The organism is Georgenia wangjunii, from assembly GCF_036421975.1.
Classification (GTDB): domain Bacteria; phylum Actinomycetota; class Actinomycetes; order Actinomycetales; family Actinomycetaceae; genus Georgenia_A; species Georgenia_A wangjunii.
This window is the reverse complement of the sequence record NZ_JAZGON010000004.1, coordinates 209,905-230,417: the sequence shown is the minus strand read 5'-3', so window position 1 is coordinate 230,417 and position 20,513 is coordinate 209,905. Positions and strand designations below refer to the sequence as shown.

The 20,513-nt window shown below is 75.1% G+C and carries 19 protein-coding genes and 1 riboswitch; of the genes, 15 read left to right on the top strand and 4 right to left on the bottom strand.

From position 1 onward, the window contains the following. The first annotated feature begins 128 nt into the window (after positions 1 to 128). The 9 genes from mihF to V2J63_RS08970 all read left to right on the top strand — a co-directional run bounded on the left by mihF (position 129) and on the right by V2J63_RS08970 (position 10,194). Entirely contained in the window at positions 129 to 440 is a 312-nt protein-coding gene (gene mihF / locus V2J63_RS09010) for an integration host factor, actinobacterial type (RefSeq protein WP_331230692.1), read from the top strand. Between the two features lie 5 nt (positions 441 to 445). Beyond that, the gene (gene gmk / locus V2J63_RS09005; RefSeq protein WP_331230691.1) at positions 446 to 1,024 is read left to right on the top strand and encodes a guanylate kinase; all 579 of its coding nucleotides are present in this window, start codon (positions 446 to 448) and stop codon (positions 1,022 to 1,024) included. Between the two features lie 73 nt (positions 1,025 to 1,097). After that, the gene (gene rpoZ, locus V2J63_RS09000; RefSeq protein ID WP_331230690.1) at positions 1,098 to 1,361 is read left to right on the top strand and encodes a DNA-directed RNA polymerase subunit omega; all 264 of its coding nucleotides are present in this window, start codon (positions 1,098 to 1,100) and stop codon (positions 1,359 to 1,361) included. Positions 1,362 to 1,371: 10 nt separating this feature from the next. Beyond that, entirely contained in the window at positions 1,372 to 2,748 is a 1,377-nt protein-coding gene (locus tag V2J63_RS08995; protein WP_331230689.1) for a bifunctional phosphopantothenoylcysteine decarboxylase/phosphopantothenate synthase, read from the top strand. A gap of 187 nt (positions 2,749 to 2,935) precedes the next feature. Then, entirely contained in the window at positions 2,936 to 4,144 is a 1,209-nt protein-coding gene (gene metK, locus V2J63_RS08990) for a methionine adenosyltransferase (protein WP_331230688.1), read from the top strand. Positions 4,145 to 4,273: 129 nt separating this feature from the next. Then, a complete protein-coding gene (locus tag V2J63_RS08985; protein WP_331230687.1) occupies positions 4,274 to 6,454 on the top strand; it encodes a primosomal protein N' in 2,181 nt (726 codons plus the stop codon). A gap of 218 nt (positions 6,455 to 6,672) precedes the next feature. Continuing rightward, positions 6,673 to 7,332, top strand: a complete 660-nt coding sequence (locus V2J63_RS08980) for an HAD family hydrolase (protein ID WP_331230686.1) — start codon at positions 6,673 to 6,675, stop codon at positions 7,330 to 7,332. A 61-nt stretch (positions 7,333 to 7,393) separates the two neighbouring features. Continuing rightward, positions 7,394 to 8,332 carry a methionyl-tRNA formyltransferase gene (gene fmt / locus V2J63_RS08975; protein WP_331230685.1) on the top strand — a complete coding sequence of 313 codons (939 nt, stop codon included), beginning with the start codon at positions 7,394 to 7,396 and terminating at the stop codon, positions 8,330 to 8,332. A gap of 176 nt (positions 8,333 to 8,508) precedes the next feature. Then, positions 8,509 to 10,194, top strand: coding sequence for an RsmB/NOP family class I SAM-dependent RNA methyltransferase (locus V2J63_RS08970; protein ID WP_434056300.1), 1,686 nt, complete (start codon positions 8,509 to 8,511; stop codon positions 10,192 to 10,194). A gap of 7 nt (positions 10,195 to 10,201) precedes the next feature. On the opposite strand, the gene V2J63_RS08965 is transcribed toward V2J63_RS08970, so the two are convergent. Beyond that, complete coding sequence (locus V2J63_RS08965; protein WP_331230683.1) at positions 10,202 to 12,580, bottom strand: DUF222 domain-containing protein; 2,379 nt, start codon at positions 12,578 to 12,580, stop codon at positions 10,202 to 10,204. Between the two features lie 131 nt (positions 12,581 to 12,711). Here V2J63_RS08965 and rpe point away from each other — a divergent pair, with 131 nt between their 5' ends. The 6 genes from rpe (at position 12,712) to V2J63_RS08935 (ending at position 17,851) form a co-directional block, all read left to right on the top strand. Continuing rightward, positions 12,712 to 13,374 carry a ribulose-phosphate 3-epimerase gene (gene rpe, locus V2J63_RS08960; RefSeq protein ID WP_331230682.1) on the top strand — a complete coding sequence of 221 codons (663 nt, stop codon included), beginning with the start codon at positions 12,712 to 12,714 and terminating at the stop codon, positions 13,372 to 13,374. 161 nt (positions 13,375 to 13,535) lie between these two features. After that, a riboswitch (FMN riboswitch) is annotated at positions 13,536 to 13,669 on the top strand. Positions 13,670 to 13,750: 81 nt separating this feature from the next. Then, positions 13,751 to 14,890 (top strand): ABC transporter permease, encoded by a 1,140-nt coding sequence (locus V2J63_RS08955; RefSeq protein ID WP_331230681.1) that lies wholly within the window; start codon positions 13,751 to 13,753, stop codon positions 14,888 to 14,890. Continuing rightward, positions 14,887 to 16,053 (top strand): ABC transporter substrate-binding protein, encoded by a 1,167-nt coding sequence (locus V2J63_RS08950; RefSeq protein ID WP_331230680.1) that lies wholly within the window; start codon positions 14,887 to 14,889, stop codon positions 16,051 to 16,053. Before V2J63_RS08955 ends, V2J63_RS08950 begins: the two co-directional genes overlap by 4 nt. Positions 16,054 to 16,169: 116 nt before the next feature. Beyond that, complete coding sequence (locus V2J63_RS08945) at positions 16,170 to 16,433, top strand: phosphoribosyl-ATP diphosphatase (RefSeq protein WP_331230679.1); 264 nt, start codon at positions 16,170 to 16,172, stop codon at positions 16,431 to 16,433. 117 nt (positions 16,434 to 16,550) lie between these two features. Next, entirely contained in the window at positions 16,551 to 17,396 is an 846-nt protein-coding gene (gene hisG, locus V2J63_RS08940) for an ATP phosphoribosyltransferase (RefSeq protein ID WP_331230678.1), read from the top strand. Further along, positions 17,393 to 17,851, top strand: a complete 459-nt coding sequence (locus tag V2J63_RS08935) for a PH domain-containing protein (RefSeq protein ID WP_331230677.1) — start codon at positions 17,393 to 17,395, stop codon at positions 17,849 to 17,851. Before hisG ends, V2J63_RS08935 begins: the two co-directional genes overlap by 4 nt. Positions 17,852 to 17,885: 34 nt before the next feature. On the opposite strand, the gene V2J63_RS08930 is transcribed toward V2J63_RS08935, so the two are convergent. Genes V2J63_RS08930 through V2J63_RS08920 form a run of 3 tightly spaced genes read right to left on the bottom strand, consistent with a single transcriptional unit; the run spans position 17,886 to position 20,508 of the window. After that, on the bottom strand, positions 17,886 to 18,914 hold the full coding sequence (locus V2J63_RS08930; protein ID WP_331230676.1) for an NAD(P)/FAD-dependent oxidoreductase: 1,029 nt from the start codon (positions 18,912 to 18,914) through the stop codon (positions 17,886 to 17,888). Next, positions 18,911 to 19,444: an isoprenylcysteine carboxyl methyltransferase family protein gene (locus V2J63_RS08925; protein ID WP_331230675.1), complete on the bottom strand. Its 534-nt coding sequence runs from the start codon at positions 19,442 to 19,444 to the stop codon at positions 18,911 to 18,913. Before V2J63_RS08925 ends, V2J63_RS08930 begins: the two co-directional genes overlap by 4 nt. Beyond that, positions 19,444 to 20,508, bottom strand: a complete 1,065-nt coding sequence (locus V2J63_RS08920) for a type III polyketide synthase (RefSeq protein WP_331230674.1) — start codon at positions 20,506 to 20,508, stop codon at positions 19,444 to 19,446. The genes V2J63_RS08925 and V2J63_RS08920 overlap by 1 nt, the downstream gene beginning before the upstream one ends. Positions 20,509 to 20,513: the final 5 nt, after the last annotated feature.

The window sequence follows — 20,513 nt, the reverse complement described above, 5'->3', positions numbered from 1 at the left end:
CCACCGGCGCGCCGGGCAGGAACCGCCGTGCGGGCATGGGGAGTTCGACCACAGCCGATTGCCGCGGCACCCACCGCCTCGATACCTTGCGTTAGCCGATCGTCCCCCTCCGACCCGAGGTGATCCCTGTGCCCGTCCCACCGTTGACCCCCGAGCAGCGCAGCGCCGCGCTCGCGAAGGCTGCAGCCGCGCGGACCGCGCGTGCGGAGGTGAAGAACCGGCTCAAGTACTCCCAGGTCGCGCTCTCGGAGGTCCTCGAGGCCGCCACCGAGGACGACGCGCTCGCCAAGCTCAAGGTGAGCGCGCTGCTGGAGTCCCTGCCGGGGGTCGGCAAGGTCAAGGCTCGGGCGATCATGGCCGACATCGGCATCTCCGAGGCGCGCCGGGTACGTGGCCTCGGCCCCCACCAGGCGGCTGCACTCGTCGAGCGGTTCGGCTGAGGGCGTTGATCGACTCACCAGCGAAGGCCTCACGGCTCACCGTGCTCGCCGGCCCCACCGCCGTCGGCAAGGGAACCGTCTCGACCGACCTGCGGCGCCGCTACCCGGGGATCTGGCTCTCCGTCTCGGCGACCACCCGAGCGCCCCGCCCGGGCGAGGTCGACGGCGTCCACTACCACTTCATCCCGACCGAGGAGTTCGACCGGCTCGTCGAGACGGGCCAGATGCTCGAGTCCGCCGTCGTCCACGGCCTCAACCGCTACGGCACGCCGCGCGCACCCGTCGAGGAGCGCCTGGCCAAGGGCCTCCCGGCCCTCCTCGAGATCGACCTCCAGGGCGCGCGGCAGGTGCGCGAGGCCATGCCCAACGCGCGCTTCGTCTTCCTCGCCCCGCCGTCGTGGGAGGAGCTCGAGCGCCGGCTCGTCGGGCGCGGCACCGAGGGGCCCGAGGAGCGGGCCCGCCGGCTCGAGACGGCCCGCAAGGAGCTGGCGGCCGCCTCGGAGTTCGACCACATCATCGTCAACGACGTCGTGACGCGCGCCACGGACGAGCTGGTCTCGGTCATGGGACTGCCGACGGAGTAGACTGGACGTTCGTGCGTCGCGCGTGCCACCGCCGCCGATGCGAACCCATAGCCAACAGGAGAAGGTCGCCGCCATGTCCGGAACCGTCGCCCAGCCCGAGGGCATCACCGACCCGCCGATCGACGAGCTGCTCGAGGCGGCTGACTCGAAGTACGCGCTCGTCATCTACGCCTCCAAGCGCGCCCGTCAGATCAACGCCTACAACTCCCAGCTGCAGGAGGGCCTGCTCGAGTTCGTCGGCCCGCTCGTCCCGCACGCCCAGGACGACAAGCCCCTCTCGATCGCGCTCCGCGAGATCAACGAGGGCCTCCTCACGGTCGAGAAGTCCCAGGTCTGACCCACCACGCATGACCACGACGCACCGCATCGTCCTCGGGGTGAGCGGCGGCATCGCCGCCTACAAGGCGGTGCTGCTGCTGCGGCTCCTGCGTGAGGCCGGCCACCGGGTGCGCGTCGTGCCCACGGAGGCGGCGCTCGAGTTCGTCGGCCGCGCCACGTGGGAGGCACTCTCCGGGGAACCGGTCCGCACGGGCGTCTTCGACGACGCCGAGGGGGTCGACCACGTCGCGCTCGGGCGCAGCGCCGACCTCGTCGTCGTCGCCCCGGCGACGGCGGACCTGCTCGCCCGCGCCGCCGCCGGGCGCGCCGACGACCTGCTCACCGCCACCCTCCTCACCGCGACGTGCCCGGTGCTGCTCGTCCCGGCGATGCACACGGAGATGTGGCAGCACCCCGCCACGGTCGCGAACGTCGCCACGCTCCGGGACCGCGGCACCCACGTCCTCGACCCGGACTCCGGCCGCCTCACGGGATCCGACACCGGCCCCGGCAGGCTCCCGGAGCCCGACCGCATCGCCGACGTCGCGCTCCGGCTCGTCCGCGCGGCCGGAGCGGGGGAGCCGGACGCGCTGACCGTCCGGGCCCCCGGCGCGGCAGGGGCCGCCGGCGCCGCCGACGCAGCGCCTCGCGCGACCGCCGACGCAGCGCCTCGCGGCGCCGGCACCACTACAGCCCCGGCCTCGGTGCCGCCGCCGTCCGATCTCGCCGGGCGCCGCGTCGTCGTCTCCGCCGGCGGCACGCGCGAGCCCCTCGACCCGGTCCGCTTCCTCGGGAACCGGTCGTCCGGCCGGCAGGGCGCCGAGCTCGCCGCCGAGGCGGCCCGCCGGGGCGCCTCCGTCGTCCTCCTTGCGGCGAGCGTCGACGACGCCGCGCGACGCACCGCCCAGGTCGCGGGTGCAACCGTCGCGGACGTCGAGACGACGGCCGAGCTGCGTGACGCCGTCCGGCGCCACGCCGCGCAGGCTGACGTCGTCGTCATGGCCGCCGCCGTCGCCGACTTCCGCCCGGCCACCGCCGCGGAGAGCAAGATCAAGAAGGACGGCTCGGGGCGGCTGCGGCTCGAGCTCGTCGAGACCCCGGACATCCTCGCCGAGCTCGCCGCCGACCGGCCGCACGCCGGGCTCGTCGTCGTCGGCTTCGGTGCCGAGACGGGGACCGCCGCGGAGGTCCTCGACCTCGGACGGGCGAAGGCCAGGCGCAAGGGCGCCGACCTGCTCGCCGTCAACGCCGTCGGCGAGGGCCGCGGATTCGGCGACGTCGTCAACGAGATCACGGTCCTCGACGCCGACGGCGAGGTCGTGGGGCGCGGCGCGGGCACCAAGGCCGAGGTAGCCGCGGCGCTGTGGGACCTCGTCGTCCCGCAGCTCCCCGCGCCTCAGGACTGACACCAGGCGTCCGCGCCGGCCACGCGGCCACGCCCAGCGCCTGACGCACGACGCACGACGCCGCCCAGCGTCTGACGCCCGGAGCCCGGCGCGTCCACGCCCTGGGCAGAGCGGCCGTGATCGTCCACACGCTGGTCGGCGGCACCCGCGACGAGGGCGCCGCGGCCGCTACCCGTACGATCATCCGGTGACTTCTGCCGCCAGCCTGCGCCTGTTCACCTCGGAGTCGGTGACGGAAGGCCACCCGGACAAGATCTGCGACCGCATCTCCGACTCGATCCTCGACGCCATCCTCGAGCAGGACGCCGCCGCACGCGTCGCCGTCGAGACGATGGTGACGACGGGTCTCGTCCACGTCGTCGGCGAGGTCAGCACCGACGCCTACGTCGAGATCCCCCAGATCGTGCGTCGCGAGGTGACGCGGATCGGGTACACGTCGTCCGAGATCGGCTTCGACGGCCACTCGTGCGGCGTGTCCGTCTCCATCGGCCAGCAGTCCGCGGACATCGCGGCGGGCGTCGACAAGTCCTGGGAGAACCGCGACGGCGCGGGCGCGTTCGACCCGCTCGACGCCCAGGGCGCCGGCGACCAGGGCCTCATGTTCGGCTACGCGAGCGACGACACCCCCGAGCTCATGCCGCTGCCGATCTGGCTCGCGCACCGCCTCTCCGAGCGTCTCGCGCTCGTGCGCAAGGAGGGACTCATCCCGAACCTGCGCCCCGACGGCAAGACCCAGGTGACGATCGGGTACGACGGGGACCGGCCCGTCAGTCTCGACTCGCTCGTCGTCTCCACGCAGCACGACGACGGCGTCGGCCAGGACTGGTTGCGCTCCGCCGTCACCGACGAGGTCGTCACGCCCGTGCTCCAGGCCGCCGGGCTCGACCTCGACACGACCGGCTCGACGCTCTACGTCAACCCGACGGGCCAGTTCGTCGTCGGCGGCCCCATGGGCGACGCCGGTCTGACCGGCCGCAAGATCATCGTCGATACCTACGGGGGGATGGCGCGTCACGGCGGCGGCGCGTTCTCCGGCAAGGACCCATCGAAGGTCGACCGCTCGGCCTCGTACGCCATGCGCTGGGTCGCGAAGAACGTCGTCGCCGCGGGACTCGCCCGCCGCTGCGAGGTGCAGGTCGCGTACGCCATCGGCAAGGCCCGTCCCGTCGGTCTCTACGCCGAGACGTTCGGCACCGAGATGGTCCCGCTCGAGCGGATCATGGACGCGATCCGTGAGGTGTTCGACCTGCGGCCCGCCGCCATCGTCCGCGACCTCGACCTCCTGCGGCCCATCTACCGGGCCACGAGCGCCTACGGCCACTTCGGCCGCGAGCTGCCCGAGTTCACGTGGGAGCGCACGGACCGGGTCGCGGACCTCCTCGCCGCCGTCGGCTGACCGGACGGCGTCTCCGGCCGACCCTGCCGCTGGTGGGGGGACGGCGTCTCCGGCCGACCCCTCCGGCGTTCCGCAGGCCCGTGGGGCGCCGTGGGCGGGACGTGATGAGATGACGTCATGGCGGGCGAGGTGAGCACACGGCGGCGCAGCGAGCAGACGGCGCTCCTCGCCGCCCTCCCGCCCACGGAGCGCACGATCGTGCCGGCGGAGGCGGAGGGGGTCGAGCTCCCGGTGGCGCGCGTCGTCGTCGACGTCCCCCTGCCGCACCTCGACCGGCCCTTCGACTACCGCGTCCCGGCGAGCATGGACGCGACCGCGCTGCCCGGCACCCGCGTCTTCGTCCGCTTCGCCGGCAAGGACCGCGCCGGGTACGTCGTCGAGCGCGCGGCGACGACCGACCACCCGGGCGCGCTCACCCCGCTCAGACGCGCGGTGTCCGACCAGCCGGTCCTCAGCCCCGAGGTCCTCGGCCTGTGCCGCGCCGTCGCGGACCGGTACGCCGGCACGCTCATGGACGTCGTGCGGCTCGCCGTCCCCCCGCGGCACGCGACGACGGAGCGGTCCGTCGTCGAGAACGGGGCGCCGGACCGGACCGGCCTGACGGCAGCGTGGCTGCCCGGCCGCGCGTGGGACCCGTACGTGGGTGGGGCGGCCTTCGTCCGGCGGCTCGCGGCGGGGGAGTCGCCGCGAGCGGTGTGGACCGCGCTGCCGGACGAGCACGTCGGCGGAGCGGACGACGCAGCACCGGGCCCCGCCCGGTCGAGCGCGCCGGCGGCCGCCGACCCCGCCGCGAGCTCGGACGACGCGGCACCGGGTTCCAACGCCTGGGAGGCGAGCACGCACGCGCCGCTGACGTGGGTCGGCGCCGTCGCAGAGGCGGTGGCGGCGACCCTCGCGTCGGGGCGTGGGGCCGTCGTCGTCGTCCCGGACGGGCACGAGGTGGACGTGGTCGCCGCGGCGCTCACGGCCGCCCTGCCCGACGAGCCGGTGTGCCGGCTGCTCGCGGAGGACGGCCCCAGCAAGCGTTATCGCAGCTTCATGCGTCTTCTCACGGGCCAGGCGCGCGTCGTCGTCGGCACGCGCTCGGCCGCCTTCGCGCCGGTGCGTGCCCTCGGCCTGGTCGTGTGCTGGGACGACGGCGACGACGTCCTCGCCGAGCCCCGTGCGCCCTACCCGCACGCCCGGCAGGTCCTCGCCCTGCGCGCCGAGCGCGAGCGGGCCGCCCTGCTCATCGGGTCGTGGTCCCGCTCGGTCGAGACGGAGGTCATGGTCGCCGACGGCTGGGCGCACGCCGTCCAGGCGGCGCGGCCGACCGTCCGTGAGCGGACGGCGCGGGTCGAGGCGCCGGGTGAGATCGACCTCGCGCCCGAGGGACCAGCGGCGTACGCGCGGATCCCGCACCTCGCGTGGCGGCTCGTCCGCGACGCGCTCGAGCAGGGCGCCGTCCTCGTCCAGGTCCCACGCGCCGGTTACGTCCCCGTCGTCGCGTGCTCCCGGTGCCGCGAGCCGGCCCGCTGCCGTCACTGCACGGGACCGCTCCAGGTGGGCTCGGCCTCGACGGCGCCGACGTGCCGCTGGTGCGGCCGGCCCGACGCCGGGTGGACCTGCCCCCACTGCCAGAACCGTGGCCTGCGCGCGCGACGGGTGGGGTCGGACCGCACGGCCGAGGAGCTCGGCCGTGCGTTCCCCAAGGTGCCCGTCATCGTCTCGGGCGCGCGCGCCGGGCACGGTGTGACGCGGGAGGTGGGGGACCGGCCGCGGCTCGTCGTCGCGACTCCGGGTGCCGAACCGCGTGCCGTCGGGGGCTACCGCGCTGCCCTTCTCCTCGACGGGGGCGCGAGCACCGGCCGGCCGGAGCTGTGGGCGTCCGTCGAGGCCCTGCGCCGCTGGCTCGGTGCCGCGGCTCTCGTGCGCCCTGCGTCGGCCGGGGGGCGCGTCATGCTGCTCGGCGACCCGGCGCCGACGCCGGCGCAGGCGCTCGTACGCTGGGACCCGGCGGGGTTCGCGGCCCGCGAGCTCGCCGAGCGCGTCGAGCTGAACCTGCCGCCGGCGGTGCGGATGGCCGCCGTCGACGGGTCCCCGACGGCGGTCGCGGGGTACCTGCGCCACCTCGAGCTGCCGGAGGGCGGGGAGGTCCTCGGGCCAGTCCCGGTCGTCGAGGACGGGTCGGTCGTCCGCGCCCTCCTGCGGATCGAGCGTGTGCGGGGGCCGGAGCTCACGCGCGCCCTGCGCCAGGCGGCCGCGGTGCGCAGCGCCCACAAGGAGCCCGAGAGCGTCCAGGTGAGGGTGGACCCCACCGACCTGTGGTGACCACCCCGGTGCACCGGCTCAGGGTCGCGACGACGTGACCGACGAGCTGGCCGGAGGCGGTCGACCGGCTGCGTGCACGGGCCGACCGGACCGGGGGTGCTCGGCGCCGGCCATCTAGGGTGATGGCGGCACAGCGGCGTGAGCCGCGCGCGGGATGGGCGCCGGACCGCCGTGCACCGGCCCGCGCCTGACCCACCACCGTCAAGGAGATCCCCACCATGTCGAACGCACTGACCACCGCGGATGGCGCGGCCCGCGCGGCTCGTCCCACCGCGCCCGACACCGTCGTCTTCGACCTCGGTCAGGTGCTCGTCGGCTGGGACCCGGTCCTCGCGGTCGCCGATCTCGTCACCGCCGAGGAGTTCGCCGAGTTCTCCGCCGAGATCGACTGGCCGACGTTCAACCACGCCCAGGACGCCGGGCGCACCATGGCCGACGCCCGCGCGGTGCTCGCCGAGTCGCACCCGCACCGGGTCGCCGTCTTCGACGAGTACGTCGCGAACTTCCCGCGCAGCCTCACCGGCCCCGTCCCCGGCAGCGCCGAGATCGTCGACGAGCTGCGCGCCGCGGGCATCAGGGTCCTCGGCCTGACGAACTGGTCGGCGGAGACCTTCGCGTCCGCGGCATGGTCGGCGCCGGTCATCGACCGGCTCGAGGACGTCGTCGTGTCCGGGGTCGAGGGCATGGCCAAGCCGGACCCGGCAATCTTCGCGCTCCTCGTGGAGCGGTTCGGGCTGGAGCCGGCCCGCACGGTGTTCGTCGACGACTCGCCTCCGAACGTTGCGGCGGCAGCTGACGCGGGCCTGCACGCCCTGCGCTTCACGGGCGCCGGCGACCTGCGCGCGCAGCTCCTCCGGCTGGGGCTGCCGCTGGCGTGACCGGGCGGGCGGCGGGGGCCGCGGCCGGGTGCTCGCCCGGGCGGACCTAGACTTGGCGGCCATGCGCCTCCTCTTCGCCGGCACCCCCGAGGTGGCCCTCCCGTCGTTGCTCGCCCTCCTCGAGTCCGACCACGACGTGGTCGCCGTCCTCAGCCGACCCGACGCCCCGCGCGGACGCGGCCGGAAGCACGCGGCGAGCCCCGTCGCCGAGCTCGCGCGGGAGCGTGGCATCGACGTCCTCACCCCGGCGACCCTGCGCGACGAGGACGCCCAGCGTCAGATCGCCGACCTCGCCGTCGACGCCGCGCCCGTCGTCGCCTACGGGGCCCTCGTCCCGCCGGCACTCCTCACGGTCCCGCGTCACGGCTGGATCAACCTGCACTTCTCGCTGCTTCCCGCGTGGCGCGGCGCCGCTCCGGTGCAGCGGGCGATCATCGCCGGGGACACGATCACCGGGGCCTCGACGTTCGTCCTCGAGGAAGGCCTCGACACCGGCCCGGTGCTCGGGACGCTGACCGAGGCGGTCCGCCCGAACGACACCTCCGGTGACCTTCTCGGACGGCTCGCGGAGTCCGGGGCCGAGCTGCTCGTCCGCACGCTCGATGCCCTCGAGTCGGGGGAGATCCGGCCCGTGCCGCAGCCCGACGACGGCGTGAGCCTGGCGCCGCGCCTCGACGTCGCCGACGCGCGCGTCCGGTGGGACATCCCAGCCACCGCCGTCGACCGCCTCATCCGCGGGTGCACCCCCGCGCCGGGGGCGTGGACGACGGCGCCGGACGGGTCACGCCTCAAGCTCGGTCCCGTCGTCGTCCGTTCCGACGTCACCGACCTCGAACCGGGGGAGGTGTCCCCGGCCAAGCGCGACGTCCTCGTCGGCACCGGCGCGGGCGCCGTAGCCCTGGGCAGGCTGGCTCCCGCCGGCCGGTCATGGATGGACGCCGACGCCTGGGCGCGCGGCGCCCGGCTCACCGCAGGTGCACGGCTCGGGGAGGACGCATGAGCACGGAGTCCGGTCGGCAGGGGAACCGCGACGAGTCAGGACGCCGGCACGGTCAGGGGCGTCCGCCGTCGGGCGGTGCTGGGAAGTCGTCGCCGGGAGGCGCCGGGCGGTCGTCATCGGACCGCGCTGGGCGGTCGTCGTCGGCCGACGCTGGGCGATCGTCATCGGGACGGCCGATGACGCCACGCGGTGAGCGGGGCGGGCGGCCGGCGGGTTCCGGCCGTCCCCGTACCGAGCAGGCGTCCGGTGAGCGTCCAGCCGGCGGGGCGCCCTCCTCCGGAGGTGCGAGCGGTTCCGCGCGCCCGCCCGGCTGGCGGCCACGACGTGCCGGCGGTGATCCCGCACGCGGTGCCGCGTTCGACGTCCTGCGCGAGGTGGCGACGTCGGACGCCTACGCGAACCTCGTCCTGCCTGGCGTGCTGCGCGAACGTGGCCTGAGCGGCCGGGACGCCGCGTTCGCCACCGAGCTGACCTACGGGACGCTGCGCATGCGCGGCCGGTACGACGCCGTCCTCGAGCGTTGCACCCGTGGGCGCCCGCTCGCCGAGCTCGACGCCCCCGTGCTCGACGTCCTGCGCCTCGGCGCCCATCAGCTCCTGGGGATGCGCGTGCCGTCGCACGCGGCGGTCTCCGAGACCGTCACCCTGGCGCGGGACCGGATCGGCTCCGGTCCGAGCGCCTTCGTCAACGCCGTGCTCCGCGCCGTCAGCGCCAAGGACCCCGATGCGTGGCTCACCGAGATCGCCGACGAGGCGGATGTCGACGGGTCCGACGAGATCGCGCGCCTGTCCGTGCTCGAGTCGCACCCCGCGTGGATCACGCGAGCCCTGCGAGGGGCCCTCCTCGGCATGGAGCGCCCGGCCTCCGAGCTCGCGGACCTCCTGCGGGCGGACAACGCGAACCCGGATGTCACGCTCGTCGCCCGGCCGGGGCTCGTCGACCTCGAGAGCCTCGGCGACTCGGCGCGAACCACTCTCCCCGCTGGTGGCTCGGCAGCACCCGGCCGCTGGGCCCCGACCGCGCTCGTCCTGCCCGGTGGTGACCCGGGTGCGCTCCCCGCGGTCCGGGACGGCCGTGCGGGCGTCCAGGACGAGGGCAGCCAGCTCGTCGCGCTCGCCCTCGCCGCTGCTCCGGTCGTGCCCGGACGGGACGGGGGGGCGGGCGCGCAGGACGCGCACGCCGCCGATGGTGTCGCGACCTCGGGCGACGAGCCGTCCGGAGCCGCACGAGGTCCCCGCGCGGACACCGGGGTGGTGCAGACGGCCGGCGACGCGCGATGGCTCGACCTCTGCGCCGGACCGGGCGGCAAGTCGGCACTTCTCGGTGCTCTCGCGGTCGGACGGGGTGCGAGCCTCGTCGCCAACGAGGTGGCGCCGCACCGTGCGCGGCTCGTCCGCCAGTCCGTCGCCGCTCTGCCGCGTGACGTCGTCGACGTCCGTACGGGGGACGGCCGAGAGCTCGGCGACGCTGAGCCGGGCGTATACGACCGGGTGCTCGTCGACGCGCCCTGCACCGGGCTCGGTGCGCTGCGTCGCCGGCCGGAAGCCAGGTGGCGACGTCAGCCGGCCGACCTCGCGGCGCTCGGCACGCTGCAGCGCGAGCTCCTGACATCGGCGATCGAGGCGACGAGGCCCGGGGGTGTGGTCGCGTACGTCACGTGCTCGCCGCACCCCGCGGAGACGACGCTCGTCGTCAAGGACGTCCTGCGGCGACGGGACGACGTCGAGCTCCTCGACGCCGTGCCGGTGATCCAGGAGGTCTCGCTGACCGAGGTGCCCGGCCTCGTCGGACCGATGGTGCAGCTCTGGCCGCACCTGCACGGCACGGACGCCATGTTCCTCGCGCTGCTCCGCAAGCTGTAGGGCGTCCTCAGAACGGCGGGTCACCGACGTCCCAGAGGATGGGTTCGTACCTCGGTCGTCGAGCGGTCGTGGTCCGTCTCGGCGACGTCGGTCCGCTGCTGTCCGGCCGGGTCGTCCCCTTGGCCGGCGGTCGCGCCGTCGACGCGTTCGTGGGTGGAGCTGTCCCTCGAGCCGCGGGCAGAGCTATCCCGCTGGGTGCGCGCAGTTCCGTCCCCTCGGTCCCGGGCGGAGATGTCGCACCGGCCGCGGGCAGTCTCGTCTCCTGGGCCGCCGGCGGAGATGTCGCACCGGCCGCGGGCAGTCTTGTCTCCTGGGCCGCCGGCGGAGCAGTCCCCACGATCGAGGGCAATGCTCTCCCCTCGGCCGTGGGCAGAGGTGTCCCCACGATCGAGGGCAAAGCTTTCCCCTCGGCCGTGCGCAGAGCTGTCCCCTCCGTGGAGGATGTCGATGGCCGCGACGTCGAGGGCGAGGAGGTAGCGGCGCAGCCGGGCCGTGGAGGCGTGAGCCCGTCGGGTTCTCCCGTGGTCACCCGGCGTGAGCGTTTCGGCGGTCTCTCGTGGGTGGTGGTGTCGATGTGGGTGCCGTGGCGGTCGTGGAAGGCGTGGCCGCCGGGCAGGGTGGTGATGCGGATGTGGTCGGCGTGGACGCGGTGGTGGTGGTAGCTGCACAGCGTGAGGCCGTTGTTGATGGAGGTGGGGCCGCCGTTGGACCACCAGGTGATGTGGTGGACCTCGCACCAGGAGGCGCGCAGGGTGCAGCCGGGCCAGCGGCAGTGCCGGTCGCGGGTGGTGACGGTGCGGCGGAGCTCGCGGGTGTAGTGCCGTTGTGTCTGTCCGACGTCGAGGGGGACGCCGTGGGCGTCGAGGACGATGCGGGTCATCTCGCAGTCGCACATGATCCGCGCGAGCTCGGTCAGCGGGACGATCGAGCCGTCCTCGAGGACGGCGGGTGCGACGTCGGGAAGGGCGGGCAGCGGGCCGAGGGGCGGGAGCCGCCACGTCCCGTCGGTCGACGCGCCGCCCGCGCCACCTGTCGTTCCGTCGCCGTGGCTGTCGCGGTTGCCGGCGCAGCCACTGTCCCGGTCCGCGTCACCGCCAGGGCCGTGCCCGCCCGCGTGAGCGTTCGCGCTCACCGGGCCCGCGGTACCCCTCCCACGCGCGGTTCCCATCCCGCCCACGTCACCATCAGCGCCCGCAGCGCCCACGCCGTTCGCAGCGCCCGCGAGGGCGCCGGTCTCGTCGGGGCGGGGCCGGTAGAAGGAGTGCCCGGGCTCGCCCGGCCCTGGCGGCGGGGTCGCAAGAACCTGGTCGAGGTCGGCGCGGTGGCGGACGACGTCGGCCCAGGTGTCCTCGGTGACGAGCAGGGCCAGGTGGGGGCGGATCTGGGCGCCGTTGCGGTCGGCGCCGACCTGCAGCACACGCGCGGCCATGGTCACGAGGGCGTCGGCGCGGCGCTGCTCACGGGTGCGGGTGTCGTCCTTGGCCGGTGTCCCCACGATCGCGTCGATCGCGGTATCGACCATCGTGCCGTCGACGTCGTTGAGGAAGAACTCACCCTTCCTCCCACCGCCCTGGCGCCGCACCGTGAACGAGCGGCGGGCACGGACGGCGTCAAAGCCGGCCTGCGCCGCGGCAGCGTCGATCGCCGCGGCCCGCGTGCGGGCGGTCTTGGCGAGCTCGGGGGTGGGGACGGTGGCGGCGAGGTCGAGGAGCTCGGTGCCCAGGTCCCCGTCCAAGGCGTCCTTGACCTCGGCCGAGGCGTGCTCACGCAACCGGGTCAACGCCCGGGCATGCTCGAGGGTGATCGTGCCGTCCTGGACCGCGTCGGCGACCCCGGGCATCGCGTCCAGGCCCTCGGCCAGGCCGAGCTCCCCGGCTGCCGCGCCGCGCCCGGTGCCGGTGGTGCGGGAGCGCCAGTCGGTGAAGTCCCGGTCCCGCGAGCTGCCCCACGCCCCGTCCTCCTTGTGCGCCAGGAGCACCTGACCCCGGTACACCGTCGCATCGCGGATCACCGCGTCCAGAGAACCGATCACCGACTCGCGTTCGCTCCGGTCCCAGTCTTTGGCCGACCCGCCCGGCGCGCCCTCCCGCAGCCCCACCAACGCCGCGAGCACCGCCGCCACCAGCTCCGCCGGCGCCCCCGAACCGGTGCGCGGCGTGGTGCCGCCGGTGCCCGTCGAGGCTGCGTGGGCGGCAGACGGCGCGGCGGTCCCGGCCGGGAAGGCGAGGCCGTGGTCGGCCCGGCGTGCCGGTTGGTCAACCGGCGGCGGCACGAAGGAGGCTCCCCGACCGGCCCGGAGCCCGGGCTCGGACCCGCAGGGCTCGCCCGGCGCGGTGAGGAGCTCGGTGGACCCGCCCGGCCCGTCGGCTGCCGGCATCGCGGTCATCGCCCTCACCTCCGTCCCACCTCGAACGCTTGTATGAAGACTATCCGCGACCACCGACATCGTTCCGCGGCCTGTGCACAGCGAGGGAGCGGCGCCCGGCACCGCCCGGGTCCCGCCGGTAGGGTCGAGGCGTGTCCATCGCCATCACGCCGAGCATCCTCAACAGCGACTTCTCCGACCTGCGCGGCGAGCTGCGCAAGATCGCGAACGCGGACATGGCCCATGTCGACGTCATGGACAACCACTTCGTCCCGAACCTCACGCTCGGCCTGCCGGTCGTCGAGCGGATCGTCCAGGCGAGCCCCATCCCCGTCGACGCGCACCTCATGATCGAGGACCCGGACCGCTGGGCGATGGCCTACGCCGAGGCCGGCTGCGCCTCGGTCACCGTCCACGCCGAGGCGGTCTCCGCGCCCGTCCGGCTGGCCCGCGAGCTGCGCCGCGCCGGCGCGCGCGCCGGTCTCGCGCTCCGCCCGGCGACCCCCGTCGAGCCCTACCTCGACCTCCTGGCAGAGTTCGACATGATCCTCGTCATGACCGTCGAGCCCGGCTTCGGCGGCCAGTCCTTCATCGACGGGACGCTGCCCAAGATCGCCCGCGCCCGCCGTGCCATCACCGAGGCCGGGCTCGACGTCTGGCTCCAGGTCGACGGTGGCATCTCCCGGGCGACGATCGAGCGCGCCGCGGACGCCGGGGCGAACGTCTTCGTCGCGGGCTCCGCGGTCTACGGTGCGGACGACGCCGCGGCCGAGGTCGACGCCCTCCGCGAGCTGGCGAGCAAGCACCAGCACTGAGCTGGCCCCGGCACCACACCCGGCAGCCCTGCCCTCCTGCGCCGACGCTCGACATCCGTCTGCGGCGATGACCGCAGACGCCCCTGAGCGCCGGGCAGGTACGCGCACCCGCCGCCCCTCGCCCGCCTCCCGAGCCGGTATGGCACGATTGCACGTGCAAGTACGTGCTCCGGGGTCGGTGTAACTCCGAACCGGCGGTGATAGTCCGCGAGCCGCGCACCAGCAGCACCGGTGCCGGTTGACCTGGTGGAACTCCAGGACCGACGGTCAAAGTCCGGATGGGAGGAAGCACGGGCGTCTGCGGCTATGCCGTCGACGCCTACGAGCGCGACCTCGCGCTCGCCTACCCCGGTCACGCGACCGACCGGGAGGACTCATGGCACGACGGCGCACCGAGCGCGACGCCTCGCTCGCGCGAACCCTGACGCGCCACCGCAGGACCCGCCGGCTCGTCCTGGCCACTCCGGTCGTCCTCGGCCTCGTCGCCCTCCTCGCGTGGGAGACCGTCTCGCGCACCGGCCTCGTCCCGCCGTTCTTCCTCCCCGCGCCGACCGACGTCGCCGCCCGGCTCTGGCTCGAGCTGAGCGAGGGCGGGCTCGTCGGGTACACCCTCGTCACGCTCGTCGAGGCGCTCCTCGGGAGTGCGCTCGGCGCCGTCATCGCGTTCCCGCTCGGGTACCTCGTGGCGCGCAACCGCTGGGCCGCCGCGGGGCTCCAGCCGTACATCGCCGCGTCACAGGCGCTGCCCGCCGTCGCGCTCGCGCCGCTGCTCGTCATCTGGGTCGGGTACGGGCTCTTCCCGGTCGTGCTCCTGTGCGCCCTCCTCGTCTTCTTCCCGATCCTCCTCGCCACGATCCTGGGCATGCGCACCCTCGACCAGGAGCTCATCGACGCCGCGCGCATGGACGGCGCTTCCGGCCTGGCGATGCTCCGCCACATCGAGGTGCCCCTCGCCATGCCGAGCCTGCTGACCGGCCTGCGCAACGGCTTCACGCTCTCCGTGACGGGCGCGGTCGTGGGGGAGTTCGTCATGGGTGGGGAGGGCCTCGGTCTCGTCCTGTCCGTGCAGAGCGACTCCGCCGACACCACCGGCCTCTTCTCTACGCTCGTCGTGCTCGCGGTCCTCGCCGTGGGGATGTACTCGCTCCTGCGTCTCGTCGAACGCCTCACCAGCCCCGATCGGCTCCCGCGCCGTTCCCGCACCCGGGCCGGCGCGCGCCCGGCCGGCCCCGTCGCGGACGGCTCCACCTCGACGCCGGCGCCTCTTCCGTCGTCGCCCGCCGGCGCCACCTCCGCGCCCGACGACGTCACCCACGAGCGCGACCGCCCCACCTCCGCGCCCGACGACGTCACCCACGAGCGCGACCGCCCCACCTCCGCGCCCGACGACGTCGCCCCCGCCCCCACGCCCGCGGCCGCACACGTGGCGCCCGCGTCCGATGCCCAGCCCGCCACGCAGGACGGCGCCACGCGCCCGTCCCCGCCCCGCACCCCACCCCGAGGAAGCACCCCATGATCCCCGTCGACGGCACCCACCGTACCGCCCCTCTCCTGCCCGCCGTCCCCCCGCAGCGCCCGGCCGGTCCGCGGACCGGCCGTCGCCGGACGGCCCGGGTCCGCGCGACCGCCGCACTGGCCCTCACGGTCGTGAGCGCCCTCGTCCTCGCGGCCTGCAGCGCGGACCCGGCCGACGACCCGTCGCCCGGCACGGGCACCGGCACCGGCACCCCGACGACCGACCCCAGCGACGTGACGATCGGCCTCACGTACACCCCCGACATCCAGTTCGCGCCGTTCTACGTCGCCGAGGAGGCCGGGTACTACGAGGAGGCGGGCGTCGACGTCACCCTGCGCCACCACGGCGCCGCCGAGTCGCTCTTCGGCGCGCTCGAGGCAGGGGAGGAGGACGTCGTCGTCGCCGGGGGCGACGAGATGCTCCAGGCGCGCGCGGCCGGGGTGCCCGTCGTCAACGTCGCCACCCTCTACCAGTCCTACCCGGTGGTCCTCATCGTGCCCGAGGACTCCGACATCGAGGTGGCGGCCGACCTAGCCGGACGCAGCGTCGGCATCCCGGGACCGTTCGGCGAGACGTACTTCGGGCTCCTCGCGCTCCTCGCGGACGCCGGGCTCGCGGAGGACGACGTCGACGTCCAGCACATCGGCTTCACCCAGCAGGCGGCCCTCGTCGCCGGCCACGTCGACGCCGTCATGGGGTTCGCGAACAACGACGCCGTCCAGTTCGAGCGGGCGGGCCTCGACGTCCGCCTCATCCCCCTCACGGCTGACGACGGCGCCGTCCCGCTCGTCGGCATCGGCCTCGGCGCCCACGAAAGGGCGCTGGCGGACGACCGCGCCGCCGTCGCCGCCGTCGTCGAGGCGACGCTCCGCGGGGTGGCAGACATCGTGGCGGACCCCGAGGCCGCGGTCGAGGTCGCCGCTGAGCACATCCCCGGCCTCACCGGTGCGGACCAGCGAGCCGCCGCGCTCGCCACGCTCGAGGCGACGGTGGCCCTGTACACGGCGGACGGCCCAGGGGACGGCGACGGCGGAGCCTCGCCGGGCGCGGTCGACCTCGCGACGTGGTCGGCGATGGCGGAGTTCATGGAGGCGCGCGGGCTCCTCGGTGGCCCCGTCGACGTCGACGAGGCCGTCACGGCGGACCTCCTTCCGCCAGCCTGACCACGTGGGGCGGCTCGGCCGCGGTGCCCCTCCGGCGCGCCCACGAGGCCCCTCCTCCGCGCCCACCCCGCGGAGGGCGCGCGCACGGCCCGATCCCGACCAACTACCCTGGCAGCGTGAAGACCTTCGACGACCTCTTCGCCGAGCTGGCGGACAAGGCAGCGACCCGCCCGGCGGGTTCCGGAACCGTGGCCCAGCTGGACGCCGGGATCCATGCCATCGGCAAGAAGGTCGTCGAGGAGGCCGCCGAGGTCTGGATGGCCGCCGAGCACGAGAGCGACGAGGCGGCGGCCGAGGAGATCTCGCAGCTGCTCTACCACGTCCAGGTCATGATGATCGCCCGGGGCCTCACCCTCGAGGACGTCTACAAGCACCTCTGAGCGCCTGCGCCGCGAGCGCCGGCAACGACGCTCTCCCGCACCACAGGCGCCGGCACCACCGGCGCCCGCACCACCTGCGCCCTCCCCGCCACCGCCCGCCGACCCCGGAGACCACACGTGCTTCGCATCGCCGTCCCGAACAAGGGATCCCTGTCCGACCCCGCCTCCCAAATGCTCGCCGAGGCCGGCTACCGGCAGCGCCGCGACTCCCGCGAGCTCGTGCTCCCGGACCCGAAGAACGACGTCGAGTTCTTCTTCCTTCGCCCCCGCGACATCGCCGTCTACGTCGGGTCCGGGACGGTCGACGTCGGCATCACCGGCCGCGACCTCCTCCTCGACTCGGGTGTCGCCGCCGTCGAGCACCGCTCGCTCGGCTTCGCCCGCTCGACGTTCCGCTTCGCGGCGCCCGCCGGTGTCATCACCGACCTGTCCCAGGTGCAGGGCAAGCGCGTCGCGACGAGCTACGACGTCCTCGTCGGCCGCTATCTCGCGGACCGTGGGATCGACGCGGAGGTCGTCCACCTCGACGGCGCCGTCGAGTCCTCGGTCCGGCTCGGGATCGCCGACCTCGTCGCCGACGTCGTCGAGACCGGCACGACGCTGCGCGCGGCGGGTCTCGAGGTCTTCGGCGACCCGATCCTGCACTCCGAGGCGGTGCTCATCAAGCCCGCCGACAGCGGGGAGAGCGCTGGCCTCACGGTCCTCGACCGCCGCCTCCAGGGCGTTCTCGTCGCCCGCCAGTACGTCCTCATGGACTACGACGTCCACGTCGACAACGTCGAGCGCGCGGTCGCGATCACGCCGGGCCTCAAGTCCCCGACGGTCTCCCCGCTCCACGACGGCGAGTGGGTCGCCGTGCGCTCGATGGTGCTGCGGCAGGACACGAACCGGGTCATGGACGAGCTGTACGACGTCGGCGCCCGCGCGATCATCGTGACGACGATCCACGCCTCGCGCCTATGACGGTGCCGCCGGAGCTGTACGCGCCGTTCCGCCCCCGGGCGGCGCGGGTGGTCAGCCTCGTGCTCATCCTCCTCACCCTCCTCGGGGCGGCGGCGATCATCGTCTTCATGCCGGGGCTCGAGAACGTCGCGTTCGAGATTGGCGACCAGATCGGCACGGCCGCGACGGCGCTGCTCATCTGCTGGTTCTGCTACCGGCAGTACAGCGTCGCGGCGGTCCCGGACGAGAACGGACTCACGGTCCGCAACCTCATCCTCAGCCGCCGGCTCGCGTGGGCCGAGATCATCTCCGTCCGCTTCGGCGACGGCCGCCCCTGGGTCCAGCTCGACCTCGCCGACGGCGGCACCCTCGCCGTCATGGGCATCCAGAGCGCCGACGGCGCTCGCGCGGCCCAGCAGGCTCGCCGCCTCGCGACCCTCGTCGCCGTCCACGAGGGCCGCGACACCTCGTCCTGAGGGGTGTGGTCCGGGCCGCTGCGCCGCGCCGCGGTCAGAGCGGCCGCGCCAGCTCCGCGACGGCGCCGGCGAAGAGCGGTGGCGCCATCGCCGCGAGCGGGACGATCGCGCGCCGGGCGAGGGGCGCGCGCGTCGTGCGCACGAGCGTCTCGGTGAGGAGCCGGTAGCGCCGCGTCACCGTGCGCCAGCGCGCCTCGTATGCGTGAAGGTCCCCGGAGACGATCGCCTCGACCGCCGCGGCGGCCTGCGCGAGTGCGAGCGTGATCCCCTCGCCGGTGAGGGCGTCGACGTACCCGCTCGCGTCCCCGACGAGGAGCACCCGCCCCGCCACCCGCTGCGTGCTGGCCTGCCGGAGCGGGCCCGCGCCGCGCACCGGGGCCCGGTCCCGCCCCTCGAGCCGCGCGAGGAGCCCGGGGAAGGCCGCGAGGTGCTCGGCGTAGGGCCGGCGCTCGGCGGTGAGGACGGCGATCCCGACCTGCTCGTGGCCCACCGGCGTCACGTACGCCTCGGCCCCGCGCGCCCAGTGCACCTCGACGAGGTCCGTCCACGGCGCGACCTCGACGTGGGCGCGCAGCCCGAAGCGCCGGGGGCCGCGCACGGCCCGGTCGAGCCCGAGCGCCCTCCGCAGGGGGGAGTGGAGGCCGTCCGCGGCGACGAGGAACCGTGCGGGCGTGCCGTCGACCCGGACGCCGTCGTCGTCCTGGTGCACCTCGACGACGCGCCGCTCCTCGACGACGACACCCGCGGCCTCGACCGCCGCGCGCAGGCCCGCGTGCAGGGTGGTCCGGCGCACGCCGCGCCCGGGAGACCCGGGGAAGAGCGCCTCGGCGTGCCGGGCGCCCGCCACGTAGCGGATACCACGCAGGTCCTCGCCCGGCACGTCGACCCCGAGCGCCACGAGGCGCGCGAGCCCGCCGGGCATGACGCCCTCGCCGCACGCCTTGTCGATCGTCCCGGCCCGCGGCTCGCGGACGACGACGTCGAGCCCGGCGCGCGCGGCGTAGAGCGCCGTCGCGAGCCCCGCCGGCCCGCCGCCCGCGACGACGAGGTCCGGGCGCCTCATGCCGCGGGCGCGGCGCGCAGGGCCTCGGCCTCCGTGCGGATCCGCACCGTGAGCAGGGCCGCGTTGAGGACGGTGAAGGCGAGCGCCGTCGTCCACGCGGAGTGCACGAGCGGGAGGGCGAAGCCCTCGACGACGACGGCGACGTAGTTGGGGTGCGCGAACCACCGGTACGGCCCGCCCGTGACGAGCGGCAGGTCCGGCACGACGATGACCCGGGTGTTCCAGCGCGGCCCGAGCGTGGTGATGCACCACCACCGCAGGGCCTGCGAACCGAGCGCGAGCGCGAGCATCGTCCACCCGAGCAGCGGCACGAACGCCGGGCGCGTCGTCCACACCTCGACGAGCGCCCCGACGAGGAGCGCGGTGTGGAGGACGACCATGACGGGGTAGTGCCCCTGGCCGCTCTCGCGCCCGCCGCGCGCGAAGCTCCACGCCGCGTTGCGCTTGGCGACGACCAGCTCGGCGAGCCGCTCGAGGCCGACGGCGGCGATGAGGACCGTGAAGAGCACGAGGCTCGTCGTCGTCGCCATCACGCCCTCAGCAGGACGAGCTCGAGGCCGAACCCGGGACCCATGGCCATCATCATGCCGATGGAGCCGGGTGCCGGGGGACGTTCGGCGAGGGTGTCGGCGAGGATGTGGAGCACCGAGGACGACGACAGGTTGCCCACCCGGGCCAGCGAGGCCCACGTGAGCCCGAGCGCCTCCCGCTCGACCTCGAGCGCGTCCTCGAGCGCCTCGAGGACCTTGGGGCCGCCGGGGTGGCACACCCACCAGCCGACGTCGTCCCGGGTGAGCCCGTGGCCGGCGAGGAACGCGTCGACGTCGCCGCCGACGCGCCCGCGCACGAGGTCGGGCACCTCGGCGCCGAGGACGATCCGCAGCCCGCTCGCGCCGATCGCCCATCCCATGACGCCGGCGGTCCCGGCGTAGAGCCGGCTCGCGCTGTCGAGCACCGCGGGGCCGGGGGCGCCGCCCGCCGCCGGGTGCTCGTCCCCGACGGCGACGACGGCGCCCGCCCCGTCCCCGAAGAGGCCGCTGGCGACGATGTTCGCCCCGGAGGTGTCCTCGCGCTGGATCGTCAGCGAGCAGAGCTCGACGGACAGGAGCACCGCCACATCGCGCGGGTGGCCGAGGAGGTAGTCGTGGACGCGCGCGAGCCCGCCCGCCCCGCCCGCGCACCCGAGGCCGATGATCGGGACCCGCCGCACGTCCTCCCGCAGGCCCACCCGCGCGGCGACGAGCGCGTCGAGGGAGGGGACCGCGATGCCGGTGATCGTCGTCGACAGGACGAGGTCGACCTCGTCGGGGGCGACACCCGCCGCCGCGAGCGCGCCGGTGAGCGCCTCGGCGGCGAGGTCGACGGCGGCGGCGATGAACGCGTCGTTCGCCGCACCGAAGTCCGTCAGCCCCGCGTACTCCTCGAGGGGGAGGGCCACGTTCCGGTGCCCGACGCCACAGTTGGCGTGGATGCGCTCGAGGACCTTGCGGGTCGCGCCCTGGGCTCCGATGAGGTCGGCGATCGCCGGTGCGAGCTCCGCCTGCGGGTACCGGTGCGGGGGCAGCACCGGCTGCACGGCGAGGACGTGGGTCATGGCCC

What these genes read in the sequence shown, in the direction of transcription:
- rpoZ (WP_331230690.1), top strand. Translation starts at nt 1,098, where the DNA reads ATGTCCGGAACCGTCGCCCAGCCCGAGGGCATCACCGACCCGCCGATC.
- V2J63_RS08995 (WP_331230689.1), top strand. Translation starts at nt 1,372, where the DNA reads ATGACCACGACGCACCGCATCGTCCTCGGGGTGAGCGGCGGCATCGCC.
- V2J63_RS08980 (WP_331230686.1), top strand. Translation starts at nt 6,673, where the DNA reads ATGTCGAACGCACTGACCACCGCGGATGGCGCGGCCCGCGCGGCTCGT.
- fmt (WP_331230685.1), top strand. Translation starts at nt 7,394, where the DNA reads ATGCGCCTCCTCTTCGCCGGCACCCCCGAGGTGGCCCTCCCGTCGTTG.
- V2J63_RS08970 (WP_434056300.1), top strand. Translation starts at nt 8,509, where the DNA reads ATGACGCCACGCGGTGAGCGGGGCGGGCGGCCGGCGGGTTCCGGCCGT.
- V2J63_RS08965 (WP_331230683.1), bottom strand. Translation starts at nt 12,580, where the DNA reads ATGACCGCGATGCCGGCAGCCGACGGGCCGGGCGGGTCCACCGAGCTC.
- V2J63_RS08955 (WP_331230681.1), top strand. Translation starts at nt 13,751, where the DNA reads ATGGCACGACGGCGCACCGAGCGCGACGCCTCGCTCGCGCGAACCCTG.
- V2J63_RS08950 (WP_331230680.1), top strand. Translation starts at nt 14,887, where the DNA reads ATGATCCCCGTCGACGGCACCCACCGTACCGCCCCTCTCCTGCCCGCC.
- V2J63_RS08935 (WP_331230677.1), top strand. Translation starts at nt 17,393, where the DNA reads ATGACGGTGCCGCCGGAGCTGTACGCGCCGTTCCGCCCCCGGGCGGCG.
- V2J63_RS08930 (WP_331230676.1), bottom strand. Translation starts at nt 18,914, where the DNA reads ATGAGGCGCCCGGACCTCGTCGTCGCGGGCGGCGGGCCGGCGGGGCTC.
- V2J63_RS08925 (WP_331230675.1), bottom strand. Translation starts at nt 19,444, where the DNA reads ATGGCGACGACGACGAGCCTCGTGCTCTTCACGGTCCTCATCGCCGCC.
- V2J63_RS08920 (WP_331230674.1), bottom strand. Translation starts at nt 20,508, where the DNA reads ATGACCCACGTCCTCGCCGTGCAGCCGGTGCTGCCCCCGCACCGGTAC.